We start from the raw sequence: 20,362 nt of genomic DNA on the forward strand, positions 1-20,362 counted from the left end.
TGAAAGTGGGTTAAAACGCTGGTAACCAGTAAATAATTAGCTGCGGCCCTTGGCCACCTCAAACAGCATGATGCCGGCGGCCACGCCCACGTTGAGGCTCTGAATCTGGCCGCTCATGGGGATGCGCAGGCGCTGGTCGCAGAGGCGCAGCAGGTCGGGCGAAATGCCGTCTTCCTCCGAGCCCATCACTACCGCGATGGGGCCGCTGAGGCTAGCCGGCGCAGTGTGGCCGAGGTCGGCGTCGGCCTTTTCGGTGCAGGCAATGACGGTGAGGCCGCTTTCCTTGAGGAAGATGATGGTCTGGCGCAGGTCGGGCTCGCGGCACACGGGCAAAATATTGAGCGCGCCGGCCGAGGTTTTCACCGCGTCGCCGTTGATTTGGGCCGCGCCGTGGCTAGGCACTACCAGGGCCTGCACGCCCAGGCACTCGGCCGTGCGGGCAATGGCGCCGAAGTTGCGCACATCAGTTACGCGGTCGAGCACGAGCACGAAGGGTACTTTGCCCTCCTCAAACAAGCCGGCCAGCAGCGTATCGAGCGGGGCAAAGTCGATGGGCGACACGAAGGCCACGGCGCCCTGGTGGTTTTTGCGGGTCAGGTTTTCGAGCTTCTCGATAGGCACGTAGGATACAGGTACGTTGGCCTGGCGGGCCAGGTCCGAGATGTCCTGGGTCATCGAGTTTTTGGTGCCGCGCAGCAGAAAAATCTTGTCCAGCGTGCGGCCCGCGTTCAGCGCTTCCAAAATAGGGCGCAGGCCAAACAGCATGTCGATGCTGCGGTCGGCGGCCGGGCGGGTGTTGTGCTCCTTATAAGCAGGAGCACTGCCCCGGCCCCCGCCTGCGGCGGGCCGGCCGGGCGTTACCTGGCGGCCGCGCTCGTCGTAAAAAGGGCGCTGCGGGCGCGGGCGGCTAGCCCCGTCGTTGCCGGCGGGGCGGCGCTCGTCGCGGCCGGGGCCACCGGCGGGGCGGCTGGCGCGGCGCTCGTTGCTATCGGTGCCCTCGCGGAAGCGGCGGGGCACGTAGTCGTCACTGAACCCGTCGTTTAGCGGGCGGTCGTCGTTGTTCTCCATCTTTCTACGGCGGCATACCAGAGCAGTTCGTACTCGGGGCGGCGCACCAGTTCGTAGTTATCAGGTGCTAAGGTACTAGGGCGGGGCCGGAAGGTGAAGGCCACGGCCTCGCCCTGGCGGCCGGCTTGGTCGTAGTGCCAGCGCTCTTCGCCATCGGGCAGGCGGCGCACGCTCTGGGGCGGGCCCAGCACCACGTAGAGCAGGCCGCGGTCGGTGAGCCAGCCGGCTTTGTGGCCGGTAAATACTTCATTGGCAGTGCTTACGCGCTGGTAGTAGCGGCGTATCATCTCGCGGCCGCGCCCTTGGTCGCCGCCCGCCGCATCGAGCCAGAAGCGGTCGATGGCCCGCTTGGGCTCGGGGGCCTTCAGCAATGCCTGGCGCTCGGCATTAGTGGTGAGGTAGCGCAGCGGCTCAATTATTTCGGCCGGCGTGCTTTGGCCCGGAAAGCTGGCCGGCACCACCAGCAGCGGCAGTGTGCGCACCGGCTCGCCGCCCACGCCACCTACTTTCAGGGCATACAACCCTTGCTCGCGCAAGCGAATCAAATTGCCGCTAGTTACCGGCGCGGCCGACGAGTCGAGCACCCCTAGCGTGCGCGGCGCCGCGGGCTGGCTGCGCGGGTCGGTGAAGGGCGGCAGGGCCGGCGTGCCCGTGGGGTAGCGCCGCCAGCGCACCGGCTGCGCCAGCCCATACGTGGCCACGGCCACGCCCTCGCCCGCATTCAAATAGGGCCGGGCCAGCACCATGCCCGCCGAGTCGAGCAGCACGAAGGGCCTGGCCAGCACCTCGGGCGTAAGGCGCAGCCAGGCGGTAGTGCTAGGGTCCTGGTCGGTGGTAGGGGGCTGGGTGGGGAGGCTGGGCTTGCCGAGGCTGACTTGCAGCACCGCGCCGGGGGCTAGCCGGCTGGCCGCTACGGCCGCCGTAAGCACCTGCACCGGCGCGGCGGGGTCGGAGCCCGGGTAGGGCCTGGCCGCGCGCACCACCTGCCACTGCGCTTCTTTGGCCTCGAAAGCAGCCCAGCCCGTGAGGCGTAGCCGCATAGGTGCGGAACCTGGCGCCGGCGCCGGTTGGTTGATAAAAATGCGGAGGCTGTCGCCTTCGCGGCGCGTGGCGGGCAGCAGCCGGTCGGGCACCGGGCGGTAGAGGCCGGCAAAATCGGGCGTGGGCAGCAGGGTGGGGCTAGCCGCCAGGCTGCTTACCCCCGCCAGCCCCAGCGCCAGCCAAAACTTAGCTCCCGGCGCGCCGTAAATTGCCTTTCTTTTTGAGTAACTCATGGGCTTCACGCTTTCGCTGCTGCTGTTTTTTGTGCTTGTACGGTTTGTGCTGCCCCGGGTGCTGCGGGTGGTGCTAGGAGGCTTTGTGCGGCAGCAGGTGCACAAGGCGCAGCAGGGTGGTTTTTACCCGCCACCGGGTGCACAGGCAGGTTATCAGCGGCCCCAAAACCCGCCCGAGCCCGCCGCCCAGCCCGGCCAGGTGCGCGTGGAGTACGTGCCGCCCACTGCTTCCCCGTCCGGCGACCGCCGGCATGAATTTAGGGGCGGCGAGTATGTGGACTATGAAGAAGTGAAATAGCTTTAAAACCAAGCTGGCCAAGACAACAAAAAAAGCTCCGGTGATGCGGAGCTTTTTTTGTTGTCTTGGCCAGCTTGTCAAAGGCTAATGAGCAACTGGCACAACTATAAACTGCGGGTTAAGCTCGCGGCGGCGCTCAGAGAACGTCATGCCGTTGGCCAGCACAAAGGCATCGGCCGCCTGCTGGTCGAGGGTGCCGTCTTTGATTAGCTGCGCTTTGTAAATTTTGCGGGCAATATCCAGGGCGCGCAAAAGCATGATGGACGGATATGCCGTTTCGGTAGTGGCGCGGGAGGCCGTAAAAATGTACTGCACATACAAGGTGCGGCCATCGGGGTGGGAGGCGCTGATGGTAGCCGGGTCCACAAACTCCAGGGGCTTTATGATGAAGAGGCGCTCGTTTTGCAGCGATTTCACGTAGTACATGCACCCGGCATTGAGGGCCCCGCAGCCATCGCGCTCGATGCGGGCGTAGGGCTGGCCATCAACGGTAATAAGCTCGCCCTCAACCTTGATTTTTTGGGCAACGGACGTAGTGGCCAGCGCACTAAAGGCCAGCAGAAAGAGTAAATTTTTCACGCAGAAAAAAAGAGGAGTTAGAGTAGCCGGCAGGTAGCACCAGCTATATAGGTAGAAGCTGCTAAAATAAGGCCTGCTACGGCATTAAAACCCTAGCCCCACCCGCAGGCCCGTGCCCACGCGCTGCCCGCTTTGCAGGCCGGTGTAGAAATCGACCCGCAACAGCTTGAAAATGTGCTCGACGCCCGCGCCCAGCTCTACATAATGCCCGATTTGGGCGGTGTGCAGGTAGTTGAGCGACACGACTTCCTGCCATTTCAGCGCCCGCAGCAGCGGCAGCTTATTAAAAATAAAGCCGTTGAAGTGGTGGTTGAAGTGGCCCTCGAAGAAGCCAGAGCGGGTGCTGTACTGGTAATAATCGAGCAGCTGGAAGTCGGCGAAGTCGGCGGCCAGCAGCGTGCGGTTGCCCGAAAAATGGCGGTAGTCGGCAAACGTCAGCCCCTCCTGCTTGCCCACGAAGCCGCCCACGGTAGCCTGCAGCGTGGAAGTGCCCAGCAGCCCAAACTGCCGGGTGTGGCGCACCGAGCCCTGCAGCAGCAGGTAGCGCACATCGGCCCCCAGCAGGTGCGGCACGGCTAGCCGGGCCTGCACCCCAAACGTCGGCCACTTCGAACCGAGATTAAACTTCATATCGGGCCGCGTGATGTAGCGCTGGCCGGGCTTGTAGCTCAGGCTGAGGCCTAGCACGGCGGCGTTGCTGCGGCCGAAGGCCGTGGCGTCGGTGGGCGCCTCCTCGGCCACGGGCTGGTTGGGGGTGAAGGCGCGGCCCGGCACATCGTGCCAGAGGTAGCTGGCCGTGTTTTCCAGCTCTACGCGGCGGAAGTAGCTGGCCGCGCCGCGCACCGTGAGGCCGTTCACCGGCTCCCAGAAGTAGCTGAGTTCGGCGCCCTCGCGGCGGTAAAGCTTGGCGTAGTTATGGTTGGCCAGCAGCGAGTAAGCTGAGTTGATGAAGGGTGTAAGCTGCGAGTTGCGGTCAAAATTCTCGATGGTGCGGCCCGCCACTAGCCCAATCTGGCGCAGCTTCTGCGGGTCGAGCTGCCAGTTCAGCGCCAGGCTGGGCTGCAGCTGCTGGTTCGAAAAGCCGTAGCGCAGCGTGGGCGCGATGCTCAGGAAACGGCGGTCGTCGGTGCGCTGGGTGTAGGTAGCCTGGGCATTCAGCACGTAGCCCTCTACCGTGTTGTATTGCAGCTCGTTGAAGATGGGCGCTACCGTAAAGCTGCGCTTAGCGAAGGTATTGCTGTAGGTATAGCCCGTGAGCAGCAGCTTGCTCGCGCTCAGCTGGTTGCGCTTGCGGTCGAGCGAATCCTGGTAGGGGCGCGACTTGCGCACGACCTCGCTGCTGTCCTTCTTGTGATAGTCCAGTTTCTCCTCCTCCGTGAGGGGCACCGGGCGCAGTTGGCTCCAGTAAGTGGTGTCGCGCTCGTTTACGCCTTTTTCGACCAGCTGCACTTCGCCTTTTTTCATCCGGGCTAGCGGGTCGTTGCGCAAGGAGTCGCGCCGGGCCTGCTGCACCTGGCGGCGCACCTGCTTGTTGAGGCCGGCCAGGTTGGGCTTTTCGCGCTTTATTTGGCGCGTCAGTTCCTTGGTAGTAACCGGGGCGATGACGGGCGGCGCGGCGGGCGCGGCGCCCGCCACCGGCGCGCTAGGCTGGGTTGCGGGCGGGGCCGGGTAAGTAGGCACCACCCGGTTGTAATTGGAAAAAACGGCCGTAACGAAGCCCGTGCCCTTAAACCCAAAGGCCGAAAAGCTCACGGCCAGCTTCTGCGATTGAATAACCCAGGCGTGGGGCGCGCCCGGCGCGGGCGCAAACAACTGCTCGATGTGCAGGTCATCAACGTAGTCGAGCTGGGCATCTTTAGTAAGGCGCAAATCCACGGAGTGCAGCCGCCACGAGCCATCTACCACGTAGATGAAGCCCGAAAAAACCGGGTCGGAGCGGCGGCGCGGCGTGACGCGGATTTTGTGCACCAGCTCGCCGTTTTGCTGGCTGCTGCCCACCAGCTCGTATTGGTAAAATGAAAAAGCGTTGCCGGCAATCGGCGACACGAAGCCGCGCTCCGAAAAGCCCGATTTTACGAGGTTGTTGTAGAAGCTGAGGCCGCGCCCGGCGCTGGCCCGGTTGAAGCTGATGCCGTGCGAGTCGCCGCTCACGCGCGAGGACAGCATGCGCTCCTTCACCACATCGGGCTGGGTGAAAGCGATTTCCGACAGGCTTTCGGAAAGGTAAAAAATGCCCGGCTTGATGTCGGGCCCAACTTTGACGAGGCCAAAAATCTTGCTCGGCGTTTCGCTTAGGCGGCCCAGGCTTTTGATGTAGATGCGGGCCCGGAAGGCGGCCACCTCGCGCTGGTGGTAGGCGCGCCACTGCTGCGCGTGCTGAATGATGGCGTAGGCGGGGTCGCGGTCGGTGCCGCGCACCGTGACTTCGGCCAGGCTGAACGACTCGGGCGCCAGGGCCACGTTGAGCACGAGGGTCGAGTCGGCGCCCGGCACGCGCACTACTTCGGTGCGGGGGCGGTAGCCTACGTATTGGAACACAAGCTGGTAGGTGCCCGCGTCGAGCCGCAGCTGGTACTGGCCCTGCTCGTTGGAGCCGGTGCTGACGGCCGCGCCGCGCACCGCCACGTTGGCAAAGGGCAGCCCCACCCCATCGGGCCCACTCACTTTGCCCTTGATGAGGCCGGCGTGGGCGGCCAGCGGCAGCACGGCCAGCCACAGGGCTAGCCGGAGTAAACGGGATAACGGCATCAAGATTCGAGAAAAGCAGCGGCGGCGCAGCAGGCAGCAGCAAGTTAGGGGCCGCCCGCGGATATGCGCCCAAAAAAAGAGCAGCCGGCCCGGCTGCTCTTTTAGGGGATGCGAACAGGGGCGAAAAGGTTGGCTAGCCGAAAAATGTGCTGCCCGGTGCCAGAAACTTCTTCGCAATGCCCGACACGGTACCCACATCCAGGCCCTCGTCAAACGCCTCAAAAAAAGCATTGGCCGGAAAGGTGCTGGTATTGGGCAGGTCGCTGAGCACGATGCCGCGCTGCACCACGGTGTTTTCGGCCAGAAAGGTGATATCCGTCGGGGCATTGGTGTTGTTGCCCGCCCCGTAGACGGGGTCGGTGAAGCCGGGCACCGGGCCCCCGTTTTCGAGCCCCGAAACCCAGCTTTTAGGCGCATTGGAAAAGGGGTTGATGGGCACGCCCTGCGAAGGCGCGGTGCTGGCGGCACCCGCCCGCCGCATCTCGCGTATGTGCGAGGCGTGGCGCGCCTCCACGGCGTGAATGCCGAGCGCGGCCGTGAGCACGGCCTTATTGCTGATGAGCAGCTGCGCGGCGCCTTTGTAAGCCCGCACGCCCGTGTCTTCAAACGCCTGGGCTAGCGCCAGGTACTGGCCCGCTACGGTGGGGCTAAAGATGCCGCCGGCCGTGAAGTCGAACGTAGCGGCGCCGGGGTCGGCCACGGCAGTGCTGCCGAGCGAGGTGATAACGCTACGCAGAAACGCGACGTGGTTGGCCTCGTCGGTGGCAATAAGGGCTAGCGCGGCGGCATTAACCGCGCTGAGGCCGGTAACGGCCGTGCGCCGCTGGTAGAAATACATTTCCAGGTACTCCAGCTTCAGGGCGAAGTTGAGCACGTCGGCCACGGTGGCGCCCACCGGCGTTTGGGCGTAGGCCTTGTTAAAGATGGCGCCCACGGCCAGGGGCAGCGCGGCGGCGGTGAGCTGCCGGCCCAGGCCGCCCAGGTTTTTGAACACGGCGCGGCGCGAGTCGAGGCGGCCATATACCTCAGGGTCAACCTGCTCAATATCAGCAAGAATTTGCAGAAAATTCATGGTCGTAAGACGGAAAAAACAGAAGGAGAAACGCCCGGCTTATTTAATGCCCGACACGTCGAGCCTGGAGCCGATGGCCAGGTAAGCATTGGCCACGGCCACGACCTCGGCCGGGGCCAGGGCGCGTTCGAGGCTGGAGCCGGCGGGGCCGTTGTTGGTGGCCACACTGCTGGTGCCGGCCGTGGAGATGGTCACCACGTCGTTGCCCACGAAGGTGCCTTCGCTTACAAAATCGCGGATGAGGGCGGCGTGGCGGGCCTCGACCGAGACAATTTTGCCGGCCAGGTAGAGGTAGGCGGGCGTCACAATGTATTGTGCCACACCATTGTAGGCCGCCACGCCCAGGTCCTCAAATGCCTTGGCCGTGTTGAGCACCGAGGTGCGGTCGCTGAAATTAATGCTCGTAAAATCGACCGTCAGGTCCTTGAGCGGCGTGACGCCGGCCGCCGTGAGGGCCGCCTTCAAAAACTCGCGGTGGATAACCTCGTGGTAGTAGAGGTCGTCGAAGGCCAGCCGCTCGGCGCCGTTGGTGGCCAGGCCGGTGTAGTAGGTGCCGGTGCGCACCTGGGTGTAGAAAGCCGCCTCCAGCTGCTCCAGGGCGTAGGCGTAGTTGAGCACGCCCGCGTCGCCGGTGCCCACGCTCACGGTGCTGGGCAATACCGTGAAGGCCGTGTTGTTGGTGCCCATGCCGCCGGGGCCGGTAACGACCACGGTAGCTAGCCCCGCCGCGGCGGCCGTGGGCACCGTAAAGGTGAGGGTGGTAGCGCTCGTAACAGTGGGCGTGGCCGCCAGGCCATTCACCGTGAGGCTGGTAGCCCCGGTAAAGTTGGTGCCCGTGGCCGTAACCAAGGTGCCCGGCAGCGCGCTGGCCGGGCTGAAGCTGGTAATGGTGGGTGCCGTGGCGGGCGTGGCCGTTACCGTAAACTGCGTGCTGCTGGTGGCCGTGCCGGTGGGCGAGGTTACGCTGATGGCCCCCGTTTGGGCCCCGGCCGGCACGCTAAAAGTGATGGTAGCCGCATCGACTACCGTGAAGCCAGTAACGGTAGTGGTGCCTAGCCGCAGCGCCGTGGTGCCCAGAAAGCCGGTACCCTTGAGCGTGACTACCGTGCCCGCCATGCCGCTGGCGGGGCTGAAACTGGCCAGGCTGGTAACGGCGGTCGGGCTAGGGTCGGGCTGGTTGCCTTTGCAACTGGCCAGCCACAGGCTGCCGAGCACCGCGCTGGCGCCGCTGTAGCGCAAAAAAGAACGCCGGGTGGGCGCACCGGCGGCCGCCGGCCGCACCCGAATAGCGGGTAAAGACAAGGTCATAAAGCGAAGTGAAATGGAAAAAGCTACCTACTGAAGCCTTCCCAAATGTACTGCCCTGGCCCCACGGCTATAGCAGCGCCTGGCTAAAAAAATACCGCTTTATTCAGGCTTTTTCTCCGGCCGGCTGGTGTACCAGGCATTGAGCAGCACCCCTAGCAAAATGAGCGCAATGCCGGGGTACACGGTGAGCTTTACCTTATCGCCAAACACGAAATAGCCCAGCGCGGTAGCGTAGATAAGCCCCAGGTAATCGAGGGCCGCCACAAAATTGGCCTGCTTTTCTTGGAAGGCCTGCGTGACGCACCACAGCGCCACGTGCGTGAGCCCGCCGGCCAGCGCCAGCCAGGCCCACTCGGTGCCGTGCGGCAGCTCAAAGCCAACCAGCATCCAGACCGAGGCAATGGCCAGCGGCACCAGGTTGAAGTAAAACACGGGCACCAGCGGCGCAATCTTATCGCCCACGCGGCGCAAAAACACGCTGCTCAGGCCCGAGGCCACCGCCGCGCCCACGCCCAGCAGCACCCCGGCCGAGAGCAGCCCCGCCGTGCCCTTGGCCAGCAGCACGCCCGCCACGGCTAGCCCATAAAAAAGCCACTGCCAGGGCTTTAGCGGCTCGCCCACCAGCCAGATGGCCGCCACCGCCGTTATCACCGGCGCCAGGTAGCCGAGCGTAACGGCCCCGCCGAGGGGCAGCACCTTCAGGGCCAGGAAGCCGCCGATGATGGAGCCCGCCCCGAAGATGCCCCTGGCCCACAGGTTGCCCCGGGCCTCGGGCGGCCCCCACACCGGCACGCCCGTGCGCCGCAGCTGCCACACCGTGAGCGCCAGCGAGATAAAGCAGCGGGCAAAAATGATTTCGGCGGTGGGCAGGCCGGCGAGCTTCTTCACGGCCACGTTGACGAGGGCTAGCAGCGCGGTGGAGGCCAGCATGTAGAGAATTCCGGGCGAGAGGCGCATAGGGGCGAAGGCAGGGCGGCCCCCGGGTGGCGGCACGTTTGGCCACTGCCGGTGGTTGAGAACAGCGGGCGGCCCGCCTCTACAACGGGCCAGCCCCCGCTTCGTTCCCGTACTTTGCGGCTGCCGCCTTCCTGCCCTATGTTTAAGAACCCCGACAAAGCCCCCAAAAGCTACACGCCCGGCGAGGCCCTGCCCAAAATAGCCGCCTACTGCGCCTACCAGGAGCGCACCCAGCGCGAGGTCGAAGAGAAGCTCAAAAGCTACGGCCTCGACGAGGACGAGGCCGGCGAAATCATCATTCGCCTGAGCCGCGAAAAGCTGCTCGACGAGGAGCGCTACGCCCAGGCCTACGCTAGGGGCAAGCACCGCACCAACGGCTGGGGGCGCCGCCGCATCAAGCTCGAAATGAAGGCCAAGGGCCTGAGCGAGTACTGCATAAAAAGCGGCCTCAAGGAGCTGGACGGCGACGAGTACTACGACAAGCTGAAGCAGCTGCTGGGCCAGCGCGACGCCCGCGAAAAGGAAACCCACCCCATGAAGCGCAAAATGAAGCTCATGGCCTACCTTACCCACAAGGGCTACGAGTCGGACCTGATACAGGCGGCGCTGGGCGAGCTGGCCGAGGAGTAGTGGGCTACCGCCAACCATTTGCCTAGACCCTGGCGGCGCGGGTGAGCTAGCTCCCTGCGGTCTGCACGGCGTGCTGTTAGGTCGTGGCAACGGCCGTGCTGGTCGCTACAACGACCAACATGGCCGTTGCAATGACCTTTCCAGTCGTGGCAACGACCAACACGGCCGTTGCAATGACCTTTCCAGTCGCCACAACGACCAATATGGCCGTTGCCACGACCCAATCAGTCGTGGCAACCACCCAAACGGCCGTTGCCGCGACTGATTGGGTCGTGACAACGGCCGTTTGGGTCGTAGCGCGCCCTGGCTAGGCCTTGGCGGCGGCTTTGGCCGCCTTGCGGGCGCCGGGGTGGGTGTAGTAGTCGTGCAGCTCGGTGCGCAGCGGGCCCAGGTCCACGGTTTCGCCGTTGTCCTTTTCCACGTCTTCGTGGATGTTGCCGATGTCGAAAAGCATATCCGAGCCCAGCACGTTGAGGGCATTGGCCAGCTTCTGGTCGGCCTTGGCCAGGGTGGCGCGCAGGGCGGCCAGCTGGCGGTAGTAGGCCAGCTTGGTAGTAAGGCGCTGGGGGTCGAAGGTGCGGCGCATGACGTCGGGGGCGGCGGCGGCCACCTCGGCGGCCTTGTCGGCCAGGCCCAGGCGCTCGGGGCTGATGGTGGCGGTGGTCAGCACGTCGGGCCCCAGGTTGGGCACGAAGGCCAGGGCCTTGTCGAGCTGCGCGGCGGCATCGTGGGCGGTTTGCAAATCGGCCGGGCCGATGGGGGCGGGGTAGTTGTTGCCTTTGGGCATGGGGTAAGAAAAAAAGAAAGCCGGAACCGACCGTTGGCCCCGGCTAGCAAACTTAGCGCACCCGGCTAGCTTGTTTAGTATACAAATAAAAAATAGTTGCCATGCTAGTGTATTCAGGCGAAGCAGCGCGGGCAGGGAGCCGCCTAGTGGGCCACTTGCAGGCGCTGGCGGCTTACTACGGTGCCCTGCTGCACCACGTGCAGCACGTAGAAGCCGGCCGGCAGCTTGCCCACCCGCAGGCGCACAGCGCGGGCGCCGTGGCCGGCCTGCTCGAGGCGCAGCTGGCCGTAGCTGTCGTAGAGGCGCACGGCCTCGATGCCGGGGCCCGCCGGCTCAGGAGCGGCGCCAGAGGTGGCGCGGGCGCTGGAAGCCGGCGCGGCAGTGTCGTCCTGCTGCACGGTTACCTCGTCGGCGCCGGGGTTGGGGTACACGGCAAAGTTGCTGCACGGCTCGAAGGTGAAGTCGTTGCGGCTGGTAGTGGCGCCGCAGCCGTTGCTGGCCGTGATGGTGATGGCACCGCCCCGGCCGCCGCCCTTCACGTTGAACGTGCCATCGGCCCGCAGCTGGCTGCGCAGGCTGATGCTGCCCGAGGCACTAAGCTGGTAGGTAAGCGTGGGGTCGTAGTTGTAAATCTGAAAAGTGGCGAACTGGTAGGTGCAGCCGTCGAAGGTGTCGAGGGAGCCGATGCCGGGCGTTTCGGGAGCGCCGAGCTTCACCTGCCGGGTGATGGTGAGTGGGCAGGCCCCGCCGATTTGCAGGGTGATAGTGACGTAGTCGCTGCTGGTGCTGCTGTTGCCGGTGGTGAAAGTGCTGCCGGTGCCCGTAGCCACGGTAACGGCGCTAGCCGGCGAGGCCGTCCAGGTATAGGCAAGGCCAGGGCCGTAGAGGGTTGGGGCCGTGTAGGTGCCGCTGCCGCACAGCGTGCCGGGGCCGGTGAGCTGCAGGTCGGCCGGAGAAAGGCATTCCGCGGCACACGCTACGCCATTGGGCATGCTTGGATTGGTGCGCTGCATTTCGTTGAATAGCCACTCGCTATTACGAGCCGTGTAGCGCAGGTGGGTGAGGCTGAAGTCGCTACCGCTCCGCTCCTGGGCAATGAAGCTGCTAATGCCGGGGTTGCCCACGCGTTGGGTAGGGTTATCGGTCAGGCCATTGATGTACTTGGCGTAGGCGGTGGCCGGCGTGGTGGTGGGCAGGTCGAGGGCGCTGAAAGTGGGCACAAAACACACGTCGCCGTCGTACAGCGTCACGTTCAGGAAAAAGCTGGTTATAGCACCCAAGTCTGCACAAGTACCCGACTCTCTTTTATAGTTAGTATTGCCACCTGGCAGGGTTTCGTAAGGCAGTGTATTGGCGGGGGAAGTGGCCGACTCGCGGAGCAAATAAAACTTGATGGGAAAGCAGTAGCCGAAATAGCGACTGCCAATGCACAGGTCGTACTGTATCCAGATGCGGGCATGGCTGACTTCGGCCTGCTGCCCATAAGCCGGGAGGCCATAGGCAGCCATATCGGCTTGGAGCGAAAAGTTGTCGAAAAACACAAAGCCGACAATGGGTGGTAAAAAATGGTTGCGGCTGGTGGACGACAGCAGCACCCCCAGCGGGGTGTTTTGAGGCTAGCCGCACTGCGAGCCGTCGCTGGTGGCCACAATGGTGTAGGCCGCGCCGGGCACGTTGTCTATCATTTGGCGGTAGGGGCTGTTCGGGCCGTTGAGGAAGGTGTTGGCCTGAATGCCGCTGCCGCCCCGGCCATTGAAGGCGTTGAGGAAAGAAAGCTGCTGGGTAGCGGGCTGGTTGAGTACTTCTACGACCGCGCCCAGCTCGTCTTTGAAATCGCGCACCTTGAGGTTGAACAGGAACGGCACGTCGAAGGAGCGCGTGAGCGACTGCACGCCAATCGGGTTGTAGGCCCCGCGCTGGGGGCTGTCGTGCAGGGCCAGCAGGCGGGTTTCGGGGTCGTTGAGGTTGCGGCTGCCGCTGGGGCTCGGAGGCAGCTTGGTCATTTCGGCCAGGCCGTAGCGGGCAATGAGGCCGCCCATGCTCATGGCCAGCACCACATTGGGCTGCCGCACGCCGTTGAGCGGCTGCTTGCGGTCGTTCACCCAGCGCACCACGTCCTCAAACAGTGCCGCATTGCGCCGGATGTCGTCGGTGTTGTAGTCTAAATCGCTGTAGACGAGGTCGTAGCCAGCTTGCTCTAAGTGGTCGTTAAAGTCAAAAGGAGTAGTGAACGGCGATTGAATACGGTCGAGAAAAGAGGATACTGTATTATTAGCATTATTACAATGCTCCAACTTGCCCTCTGCCACGCTAGCCAGATTATACTGCTCCACCACGATGAGTGGTTTGACTAACGAGGTATGGCCGGTGCCGTAGCGCACCGATACGTGCGCGCTGGCGTGGGCACTGGTAATGGGTACGATATATTCGAGGTCATTGGCAGGGGCGTAGCGGCTGGCGGCTGCCACGCTCTGCACCGTGAAATCGAACCAGCTTTCGCGGGTTTCCTGATAAAAAAATACCTTGTAGGTAAGCCGCACCTTCACTTGCTTGGTGCCAGCCGAGGTGTAGGTCGTGCGCAGGGGCTGGCCCCAGGTAGCGGCCTGGTAGCCGCGCCCATCGCCAAAATCGAGGGCGATGCTGGTGGGCACGGCCCCGTTGCCGCTGAGGTAGAGATTGCGGCGAAATACGAAGGCCACGCTGCCGGTGGGCGCGTCGCGGCGGGCGGGGGCGGCGGCAAAGAGCACGTTGGTGCGGTAGGGGCTCTGGCTGCGGCCGGGCACGTCGACCACCTGCCCGTTTTGTACGGCGAGCAGGTTGTTTTGCAGGGCATCGGGGCGGATGCTGGCGTAGGGCATGTACTGCACCACGAGCGGGATGGCCCCGCCCCCGGTGGCCGAGGCAGCGCTAAGGCGGGCGTTGAGGGCGGGCACGTCGGGCAGGGTGTCGGTACCGCTCACGCGGGCTGAGGCCAGGGTGGTGCGCAGGTAGCGCAGCGTGGCCATATCGGTGCGGTTGGTATCGGTGAGGGTGGCGCCGGTGAAGAAGCGCAGGGGCAGCAGGCGCACGCCGTATTTGAGCAGGCGGCCAGTGGGCACTTGCGTTTTAGTGAAGTGGGCAAAAGTGGCGTGGTACTTCTGGCGCCGCAAGTGGAGATGCTGGCTCGTCAGACACTGGAATTGGCTTAGTGACCAGGTATTTACCGGCAAAACTGCCCTTTGCGCTAGCGGCAAAGCCTAGGCCAGGCGAGCCGCCAGGGACTTTAGAAAAAGCCGGTAAGGCATTTCTCAGCCCGAATAATGCGCGACACTGTGGCTAGCCGGAGCAGTTCTGCCTGAGCGCCCGGCAACCTGCGGCTGTCAAATACGTTAGCACTAATAACACTAGCAAAATTGACCCGTTATGAAAATTGCAGTTGAAAAAGGCGAAGCCAAAGGCTTCCTGCCCGATGGCCGCCACACCGTTACCATCACCAGCATTGAGGAAGGCACCAGCGAGCACCAGAACGTGCCGTTTTTTGCCGCGCACATGGAAAGCGAAGACGGCTACGTGACCCAGCGCTTCTACAACTCGCCGGCCGGCCACCCCATCATTTTGTCGCTGTACGCGGCTGTGGGCATCAAGCCCCAGGAAGGCAAAGACCTCGACACTAAGCAGCTGATTGGCAAGCACCTGTCGGTAGAAGTGAGTGACCACAGCTACACCGACCCGGCTAGCGGCAACGAGCGCAGCATCCGGCAGGCCACGGGCTTCCGGGCCGCGTAATTAGGGGCTTTTGGTTTGACTATAGCTAAGGCCAAGGCAAAAACAAAAACGTCCGTCATGCTGAGCTTGCCGAAGCATCTTGGTCGCACCGCTAGGGTTATTAATCCAACGTTGCAACCAAGATGCTTCGGCAAGCTCAGCATGACGGACGTTTTTTGCAGTAAAACCAGAGAGTTGAGACTATAGCTTGCGCGCCGGGCCGGGCGCTACCAGCCGCTGGCCCACCACCACGCGCCGCCCGGTGAGCGTGTGCAGCATGGGCACCAGTATTTGCTGGGCGTTGCGCTGGGTTTCGGCCAGAATGCCGCTTTGCAGCGCCGACTTGCGCACCTGGGCCTCGGCGTAGCGGTAGGCCTCGTCCACTAGGCTGGCGTCCTGAAAAAAGCCGTTTTCGGTGCTGAATACGCGGCTTTCTTTGTGGTTAACCTGGAAAGCGCACAGCTCGGGGTCAGGCAGGATAACGTGCACCACCGAATCGCCCTCAAAGGTCACGTCCTGAGGACGGATTTTGCGCAAATCGAGGCAGCCCACGGCCTCGCCGCCCACGATGAGCGCGGCCTTGGCATCGGGCAAAAACGGGTATTTGGCGGTGCGCTTGTACTCCACCACGTCTTTGAAGCGGTAGCGCACCAGTTCGAGCTTGCCCAGCGCCTCCACCTGCGTGAGCACCGTATTGTGCGTCACCGTCACCTGCGGCTCGCGCGGGGCCAGCGGGTTGAGGCTGGCCAGCGTAGTGCCGATTTTGCGCCACAAAAACAAGCCCAGCGCCACCAGGATAAGCAACGGAATAAGGCGCCGAAGGAGACGAGGAAGCATAAGCAGCGGCAGAGGGCTAGCCAGCGCCGGCCCGTAGTGGAGGGTACTCAGTAATACCCCAAACCTCAGGCCAGGGTTGGCGGCAGCGTAGCTTTAGGACCTGATGCGCTTGCTTCCACCTTCTGTTTTGGGCCTGGCCCGCCGTGCCTGGCGCGGGCACCGCTGGCTGCTGCTAGGCCTGTGGCTGCTGGTGCAGGCCGCTTACTTGGTACGCTACCACGGCCCGCACTACGCCAACGACAGCGCCCGCTACCTCGGCTACGCGGCCAACCTGGCCGAGCACGGCTACTATAAAATTGAGCCCGGCACCGCGCCCACTACCATCGCCAACAACGGCGTGGCCAACTTTCAGTACGAGCACAACCAGCGCTACATCCTCTACCCGTGGTACCAGAGCGTGTGGCTGCGGCTGCACGCCGGGTGGTGGGGCATTGTGCTGGGCCAAATTGCGTTGTCGGGGCTAGCGGCGCTGGCGCTGTATGGCGCCGTGCGGCGGCTGGCGGGCGGGCGGCGCGCGGCGGCCGCACTAGCCACGGGCCTGTTTGTGCTGTGGCCCGATGTGCAGCAGTTCAATTGCTACCTGCTCACCGAGTCGCTGTTTATCAGCCTGTCGGTGCTCTCGTTTTGGGCGTTTGGGCGCACCCGCGCCGGGGGCTGGCGCGCCTGGGTAGCGTTGGGTGGGCTGCTCGTGCTCACGGCTTTGGTGCGGCCCAATGGCTTTGTGGTGGCGGCGGCAGTGGGGCTGGCAGGGCTAGCCACGCTTTTTGTAAAAAAGCGCCGGGTATTCTGGCTGGCCGTGGGGGCCGCGGGGCTAGCCTCACCGCTGGCAGTGTGGTGGCTCAACCATCAGCTGGTCAGCTTCTTTATTGTCGAAACCTACCTGCGGGGCGAGCTGATGTTTGCCACGCCCGTGTGGGCCGTGCACCCCAGCGCGCCGCTGGTGCTGCCGCCCGCCGGCTGGGGCCAGATGTCGCGGGTGCTGTATTTCGCGGCCCACAATCCAGGTTTTCTGGCCCGGCTGATGCTGGGCAAGCTATTCGTGTTTTTCAGCAGTATTAAGCCCTACTACTCGCTGGGCCACAAGCTGCTGAGCGTATTGGGGCTGTGGCCGCTCTACTACCTGGCGGTGCGCGGCGCCCGCCGGGCGGCGGTGTGGCTGCCGGCGCGGGCATTTCTGGTGGGCGTGCCGCTGCTGCAAGCCGCCGTGGTTATGCTCACCGTCGATGACTACGACGTGCGGTTTCTGGCGCCGGTGCTGCCCTTTGTGTTCGCGCTGGTAGGGCTGGCGGTAGGTGAATGGGTAGATAAGCCAGGGCTAGCCCGAGTAGACCAGACGAGCAGTTCGCACATTTAGTCAAGTACTTATCGTAAAAATCCCGCCCAGGCTTGCAGGCCGCCGGTGTGCACGGCTACCACGGTGCTGCCCGGCGCAAAGTGGCCCTGCGCAATCAAATCGAGCACGCCAACCAGCAGCTTGCCGGTGTAAATCGGGTCGAGCAATACCCCGTAATCAGCCTCAAATTCCTGGATGAAGGTGCGCAGCCCGGCCGGCAGCTTGGCGTAGCCACCGAAGTGGTAGCCGATGTGCAGCTCGTAGCCGGCCCCGGGCGCGCCGGCCGTCGCCAGCAGCGTGTTCACTTCATCGCGCAGGAAATCAGCTCCTTTCAGTGCCGCCACGCCCACTACGCGGGCCGGATAGCTGGCCTCAGCCACGCCCAGCGCCAGGCCGGCCAGCGTGCCGCCCGTGCCGGCCGCCACGGCCACGGCGTCGAACGCGGTGTGCTGGCGCAGCTCGCTGATAAGCTCGGCTACGCCGCGCAGGGCTAGCGTGTTGGTGCCGCCCTCGGGCAGCAGGTAGGCAGGGCCGAAGCGTTGCTGCATTTCGACTAGAAACCCTGGTTCGGCCCGGCGGCGGTAAGTGGCGCGGTCGAGGTAGTGCAGGGCCATGCCGTCGGCTGCGCACCGGGCCAGGGTGGGGTTGAGGGGCCGGTACTCCTCGCCGCGCACCAGGCCCACGGTTTCGAAGCTGTGGAGCCGGCCAGCGGCGGCCACGGCCGCCAGGTGGTTGGAGTACGCCCCGCCGAAAGTGAGCAGGCGCGCCTGGCCTTCGGCGCGGGCTTGCAATAGATTGTATTTCAGCTTGCGCGCCTTGTTGCCGGGCAAGTCGGGGTTCCGCAGGTCATCGCGCCACAGCAGCAGGCGCACGCCGTGGCTAGCGGCAATGGGGTGCGGTATGGGCTGAAGAAAGTCTGGAAAAACGTCTGTCATTGCGAGCGCAACGCAGTGGAGCGCGGCAATCTTTCCTTGTCGGCTGCTTTTTTATAGGTTACGCACCCTAGCGACAAGGAAAGATTGCCGCGCTCCACTGCGTTGCGCTCGCAATGACGGGCGGTAAAAGTCAGCCGTAGCTACGCGGCCTCGTCGGCGCGGCGCTGGCGGAAGCCGAACACGCCGGCCGCAGCCACGGCCAGCAGCACGCCAATGCTCGACAGCAGCGACACCGTGTTGCCGATTTTATATTCCTTGGGCTCAAACACAAACTTGATTTCGTGCGACCCGGCGGGCACCTGCATGGCGCGCAGCACAAAGTCGGCGCGGAAGTGCGGCACCGGCTTGCCATCGAGGAAAGCCTGCCAGCCGTCGGCGTAGTAAATCTCGGAGAAAACCACCGTGCCCGGCTGCGCGGCCGAGTAGCGGTAAGTGAGGGCGTCGGGCGCGTAGCTGGTGAGGGCAATGGTGGCCGATGAGTCGGCATACACGGCCGGCTTGGCCTCAGGAAACTTTTTGGTGTCTACTACGGCTACCTGCTTGGTATTGAGCGTGCTCAGGGCGGCCATTTCGGCATCGGGGCTGTCTACGGCCTTCAGCTCGCGCACAAACCAGGCGTTGCCCAGCGCGCCGGGGTTGCGCTGCACCTGCTCGGTTTCGCCCTGCTTTTGGGGCGGCACCAGCACGTAGCGCGTGTTCAGCATGTTGAGCACGCCGGTATTGTTCTGCGAAATCTGGCGCTCGATGAGGTCCTGATAGCGGCGCAGCTTGGCGCCGTGGTAGCCGCCGATGCTCTTGTGGAAATACGAGGTGCGCGCCTCGTTAAACGGGTTGCCGAGGTTGAGCACGCGGTAGCTCAGGTCTTTGTCCTGCAAAATCTGCTGGTCGGCGGGCGTGGGCTGAAAGCTCTCGGCGATGGTTTCAGTCTGGAAGTTCTTCTCGCCCAGGTAGCGCTTGTCTACCGTCCAGAGGTCGAGCAGCACTAGGGCGGCCACGGCCAGAGCGGCCACGCGGGCGTCGATTTTCCCCTTCAGAAAGAAGTACAGCGCCGCCAGCGTGAGGCCCACGAAGAGCAGCCCGCGCCAGATATCGTTGTGCAGCAGGTCGGCGCGGTCGGCGCGCAGGGCGCTCATGAGCTGCGGCGTGAAGCCGCTTTGCGTGAGGTTCGCATCCTGCGGCGAGGCGTAGTCGAAGCTCAGGCTAGCCACCCAGGTCAGCAGCAGAAAGCCCGCCGTGATGGCCCCGGCGTAGAGCAGCTGTTTGGTACGAGTCACATTATCGGCCGAGTCTACGGCCACGGCCGGGGCGCCAGCCGCCGCGCGAGCGGCCTTCGCTAGGGCCGGGTGCAGCGGCTCGCTAGCCACCGGCGCGGCGCCCGTGGGCACCACGGCCGCGCGGGGCCGCAAGATGCGCGAGAGCGCCAGCGCTGCCAGCAGCGGCATGGCCAGCTGGGCAATAACCAGGCCCATGCTCACGGCGCGGAAGCTGCGGTAGCCGGGCAGGTAGTCGAAAATCAGGTTGTTAAGCGTCTCGAAGTTCTTGCCCCAGGCCAGGATAAACGACAGCAGCGTGCCGGCCAGCAGCCAGTAGCGCGTGCGCTTGTCCACCACAAACAGGCCTAGCACAAACAGGAAGCAGACCGTGACGCCCACGTACACCGGGCCGGCCACGTAGCTCTGGTCGCCCCAGTAGGTAGGCATGCTGGCCAGGTATTCTTCGGGCAGGCCGGCGGCCGCGATGTGCGAATCTTTGGGCAGCAGCATGGCGCTGCTGCCGCCGTAGAAGTTAGGCACCAACAGGGTCATGGTTTCGCCGATGCCGTAGCTGTAGGCGAAGGCGTAGTCGCGGTCCTGCTGCCGGGCGTTGGGAGCGGCCTGGCCGGGCTGGGCCGGCAGCGCTTTTAGCTCGGAAGGTGCGCGGTTGCTGTATTTGCTGTACTCGTAGGTGGTGTAGAGGCGGCCGAAGCTCACGCCCACGGCCAGCAGTGCGCCCACCCCTAGCAGAACCACGCGGCTGAAAAAATCGGGTAGGCGCCCGGCCCGAATGGCCGCTACCAGCTCAATAATACCATAAATAACCACCAGCAAGCCCAGGTAATAGGTAATCTGCGGGTGGTTGGCGCGCACGTTCATGGTGAGGCCCAGCGTGAAGAGCGCGGCGCCCAGCCACTTGTTCTGGCGCATGGCCAGCAGCAGGCCGCCCAGCACCAGCGGCGCGTAGGCCAGGGCCCACGACTTGGTATTGTGCCCGGCCGCCAGGATGGCGAGGTTGTAGCTCGAAAAGCCCAGCGCCACCGCGCCGGCCACCGCCACCAGCGGGCGCACGCCCAGGGCCACCAGCAGCACGTAGCCGCAGAGCAAGGCCACAAACAGGTTGCTGACCACGCCCGGCAAGCCTAGCGCGATAAACTTCTGCACGTACACGAACAAGTCGCCGGGGAAGTGCACCGAGATGAGGTAAGTCGGCATCCCCGAGAACATGGAGTTGGTCCACAACGGCTCGTGGCCGTGCTCGGCGGCCCACTGCTGCGTTTCGCGGGCGCCGCCCTGAAACTGGGTGATGTCGTGCTGCGCCAGCGTCTGGTGCTCAAACACGATGGGCGCGAAGTAGGCCACGGCCAGCACCACAAAAAACAACACGGCCAGCACGTGCGGCCAGGCCCGCTGCCACAAGGGCGCGGGGGTAGGAGAATAGGAAGTGGAAACGGCCATCGGGCGCTTAACTACGAGTAGGCAAATGAAGCCCGAAGGTAGCGCCGGGGCGCGGAAGGGGGTGGGGTAGTAACGAACTGG

Annotated in this window: 17 protein-coding genes; 4 read left to right on the forward strand and 13 right to left on the reverse strand. The window is 64.2% G+C overall.

Translation table 11 applies throughout. From position 1 onward, the window contains the following. Positions 1–36 precede the first annotated feature (36 nt). Both rlmB and Q5H89_RS07600 read right to left on the reverse strand, forming a co-directional pair. Positions 37–1,068, reverse strand: coding sequence for a 23S rRNA (guanosine(2251)-2'-O)-methyltransferase RlmB (gene rlmB, locus Q5H89_RS07595; RefSeq protein ID WP_305018687.1), 1,032 nt, complete (start codon positions 1,066–1,068; stop codon positions 37–39). Continuing rightward, positions 1,041–2,342, reverse strand: coding sequence for a GWxTD domain-containing protein (locus Q5H89_RS07600; protein WP_305018688.1), 1,302 nt, complete (start codon positions 2,340–2,342; stop codon positions 1,041–1,043). Before Q5H89_RS07600 ends, rlmB begins: the two co-directional genes overlap by 28 nt. On the opposite strand from Q5H89_RS07600, the gene Q5H89_RS07605 reads away from it, so the two are divergent. Continuing rightward, a complete protein-coding gene (locus Q5H89_RS07605) occupies positions 2,341–2,640 on the forward strand; it encodes a DUF4834 family protein (RefSeq protein ID WP_305018689.1) in 300 nt (99 codons plus the stop codon). The genes Q5H89_RS07600 and Q5H89_RS07605 overlap by 2 nt on opposite strands. 84 nt (positions 2,641–2,724) lie before the next feature. Here the strand turns inward: Q5H89_RS07605 and Q5H89_RS07610 are convergent, their stop codons facing one another. The 5 genes from Q5H89_RS07610 to Q5H89_RS07630 all read right to left on the reverse strand — a co-directional run bounded on the left by Q5H89_RS07610 (position 2,725) and on the right by Q5H89_RS07630 (position 9,304). Further along, positions 2,725–3,219, reverse strand: coding sequence for a hypothetical protein (locus tag Q5H89_RS07610; protein WP_305018690.1), 495 nt, complete (start codon positions 3,217–3,219; stop codon positions 2,725–2,727). Between the two features lie 84 nt (positions 3,220–3,303). Beyond that, a complete protein-coding gene (locus Q5H89_RS07615; RefSeq protein WP_305018691.1) occupies positions 3,304–5,967 on the reverse strand; it encodes a DUF5686 and carboxypeptidase regulatory-like domain-containing protein in 2,664 nt (887 codons plus the stop codon). Between the two features lie 133 nt (positions 5,968–6,100). Further along, positions 6,101–7,039 (reverse strand): ferritin-like domain-containing protein, encoded by a 939-nt coding sequence (locus Q5H89_RS07620; RefSeq protein ID WP_305018692.1) that lies wholly within the window; start codon positions 7,037–7,039, stop codon positions 6,101–6,103. A 39-nt stretch (positions 7,040–7,078) separates the two neighbouring features. Then, on the reverse strand, positions 7,079–8,347 hold the full coding sequence (locus tag Q5H89_RS07625) for a ferritin-like domain-containing protein (RefSeq protein WP_305018693.1): 1,269 nt from the start codon (positions 8,345–8,347) through the stop codon (positions 7,079–7,081). A 99-nt stretch (positions 8,348–8,446) separates the two neighbouring features. After that, positions 8,447–9,304 carry a DMT family transporter gene (locus Q5H89_RS07630; RefSeq protein ID WP_305018694.1) on the reverse strand — a complete coding sequence of 286 codons (858 nt, stop codon included), beginning with the start codon at positions 9,302–9,304 and terminating at the stop codon, positions 8,447–8,449. 138 nt (positions 9,305–9,442) lie between these two features. Between Q5H89_RS07630 and Q5H89_RS07635 the strand changes: the two genes are divergently transcribed. Next, positions 9,443–9,934, forward strand: a complete 492-nt coding sequence (locus Q5H89_RS07635) for a regulatory protein RecX (protein ID WP_305018695.1) — start codon at positions 9,443–9,445, stop codon at positions 9,932–9,934. A gap of 307 nt (positions 9,935–10,241) precedes the next feature. On the opposite strand, the gene Q5H89_RS07640 is transcribed toward Q5H89_RS07635, so the two are convergent. From Q5H89_RS07640 to Q5H89_RS07650, 3 genes are all read right to left on the reverse strand, one after another. Next, positions 10,242–10,721 (reverse strand): hypothetical protein, encoded by a 480-nt coding sequence (locus tag Q5H89_RS07640; protein WP_305018696.1) that lies wholly within the window; start codon positions 10,719–10,721, stop codon positions 10,242–10,244. Between the two features lie 143 nt (positions 10,722–10,864). Further along, positions 10,865–12,316 carry a T9SS type A sorting domain-containing protein gene (locus Q5H89_RS07645; RefSeq protein ID WP_305018697.1) on the reverse strand — a complete coding sequence of 484 codons (1,452 nt, stop codon included), beginning with the start codon at positions 12,314–12,316 and terminating at the stop codon, positions 10,865–10,867. A gap of 21 nt (positions 12,317–12,337) precedes the next feature. Continuing rightward, complete coding sequence (locus Q5H89_RS07650; protein WP_305018698.1) at positions 12,338–13,819, reverse strand: hypothetical protein; 1,482 nt, start codon at positions 13,817–13,819, stop codon at positions 12,338–12,340. Between the two features lie 304 nt (positions 13,820–14,123). Here Q5H89_RS07650 and Q5H89_RS07655 point away from each other — a divergent pair, with 304 nt between their 5' ends. Beyond that, on the forward strand, positions 14,124–14,486 hold the full coding sequence (locus Q5H89_RS07655) for a hypothetical protein (protein WP_305018699.1): 363 nt from the start codon (positions 14,124–14,126) through the stop codon (positions 14,484–14,486). 180 nt (positions 14,487–14,666) lie between these two features. Here the strand turns inward: Q5H89_RS07655 and Q5H89_RS07660 are convergent, their stop codons facing one another. Further along, the gene (locus Q5H89_RS07660) at positions 14,667–15,302 is read right to left on the reverse strand and encodes a DUF4230 domain-containing protein (protein WP_305018700.1); all 636 of its coding nucleotides are present in this window, start codon (positions 15,300–15,302) and stop codon (positions 14,667–14,669) included. Between the two features lie 109 nt (positions 15,303–15,411). Here Q5H89_RS07660 and Q5H89_RS07665 point away from each other — a divergent pair, with 109 nt between their 5' ends. Then, positions 15,412–16,656 carry a hypothetical protein gene (locus tag Q5H89_RS07665; protein ID WP_305018701.1) on the forward strand — a complete coding sequence of 415 codons (1,245 nt, stop codon included), beginning with the start codon at positions 15,412–15,414 and terminating at the stop codon, positions 16,654–16,656. Between the two features lie 8 nt (positions 16,657–16,664). Here the strand turns inward: Q5H89_RS07665 and Q5H89_RS07670 are convergent, their stop codons facing one another. Together Q5H89_RS07670 and Q5H89_RS07675 are read right to left on the reverse strand one after the other, a co-directional pair. Further along, positions 16,665–17,570, reverse strand: coding sequence for a 1-aminocyclopropane-1-carboxylate deaminase/D-cysteine desulfhydrase (locus Q5H89_RS07670; protein ID WP_305018702.1), 906 nt, complete (start codon positions 17,568–17,570; stop codon positions 16,665–16,667). A 140-nt stretch (positions 17,571–17,710) separates the two neighbouring features. Then, complete coding sequence (locus Q5H89_RS07675; RefSeq protein WP_305018703.1) at positions 17,711–20,281, reverse strand: YfhO family protein; 2,571 nt, start codon at positions 20,279–20,281, stop codon at positions 17,711–17,713. Between the last annotated feature and the right edge of the window lie 81 nt (positions 20,282–20,362).

Source organism: Hymenobacter cheonanensis (genome assembly GCF_030581075.1).
In the GTDB taxonomy this organism is placed as follows: domain Bacteria; phylum Bacteroidota; class Bacteroidia; order Cytophagales; family Hymenobacteraceae; genus Hymenobacter.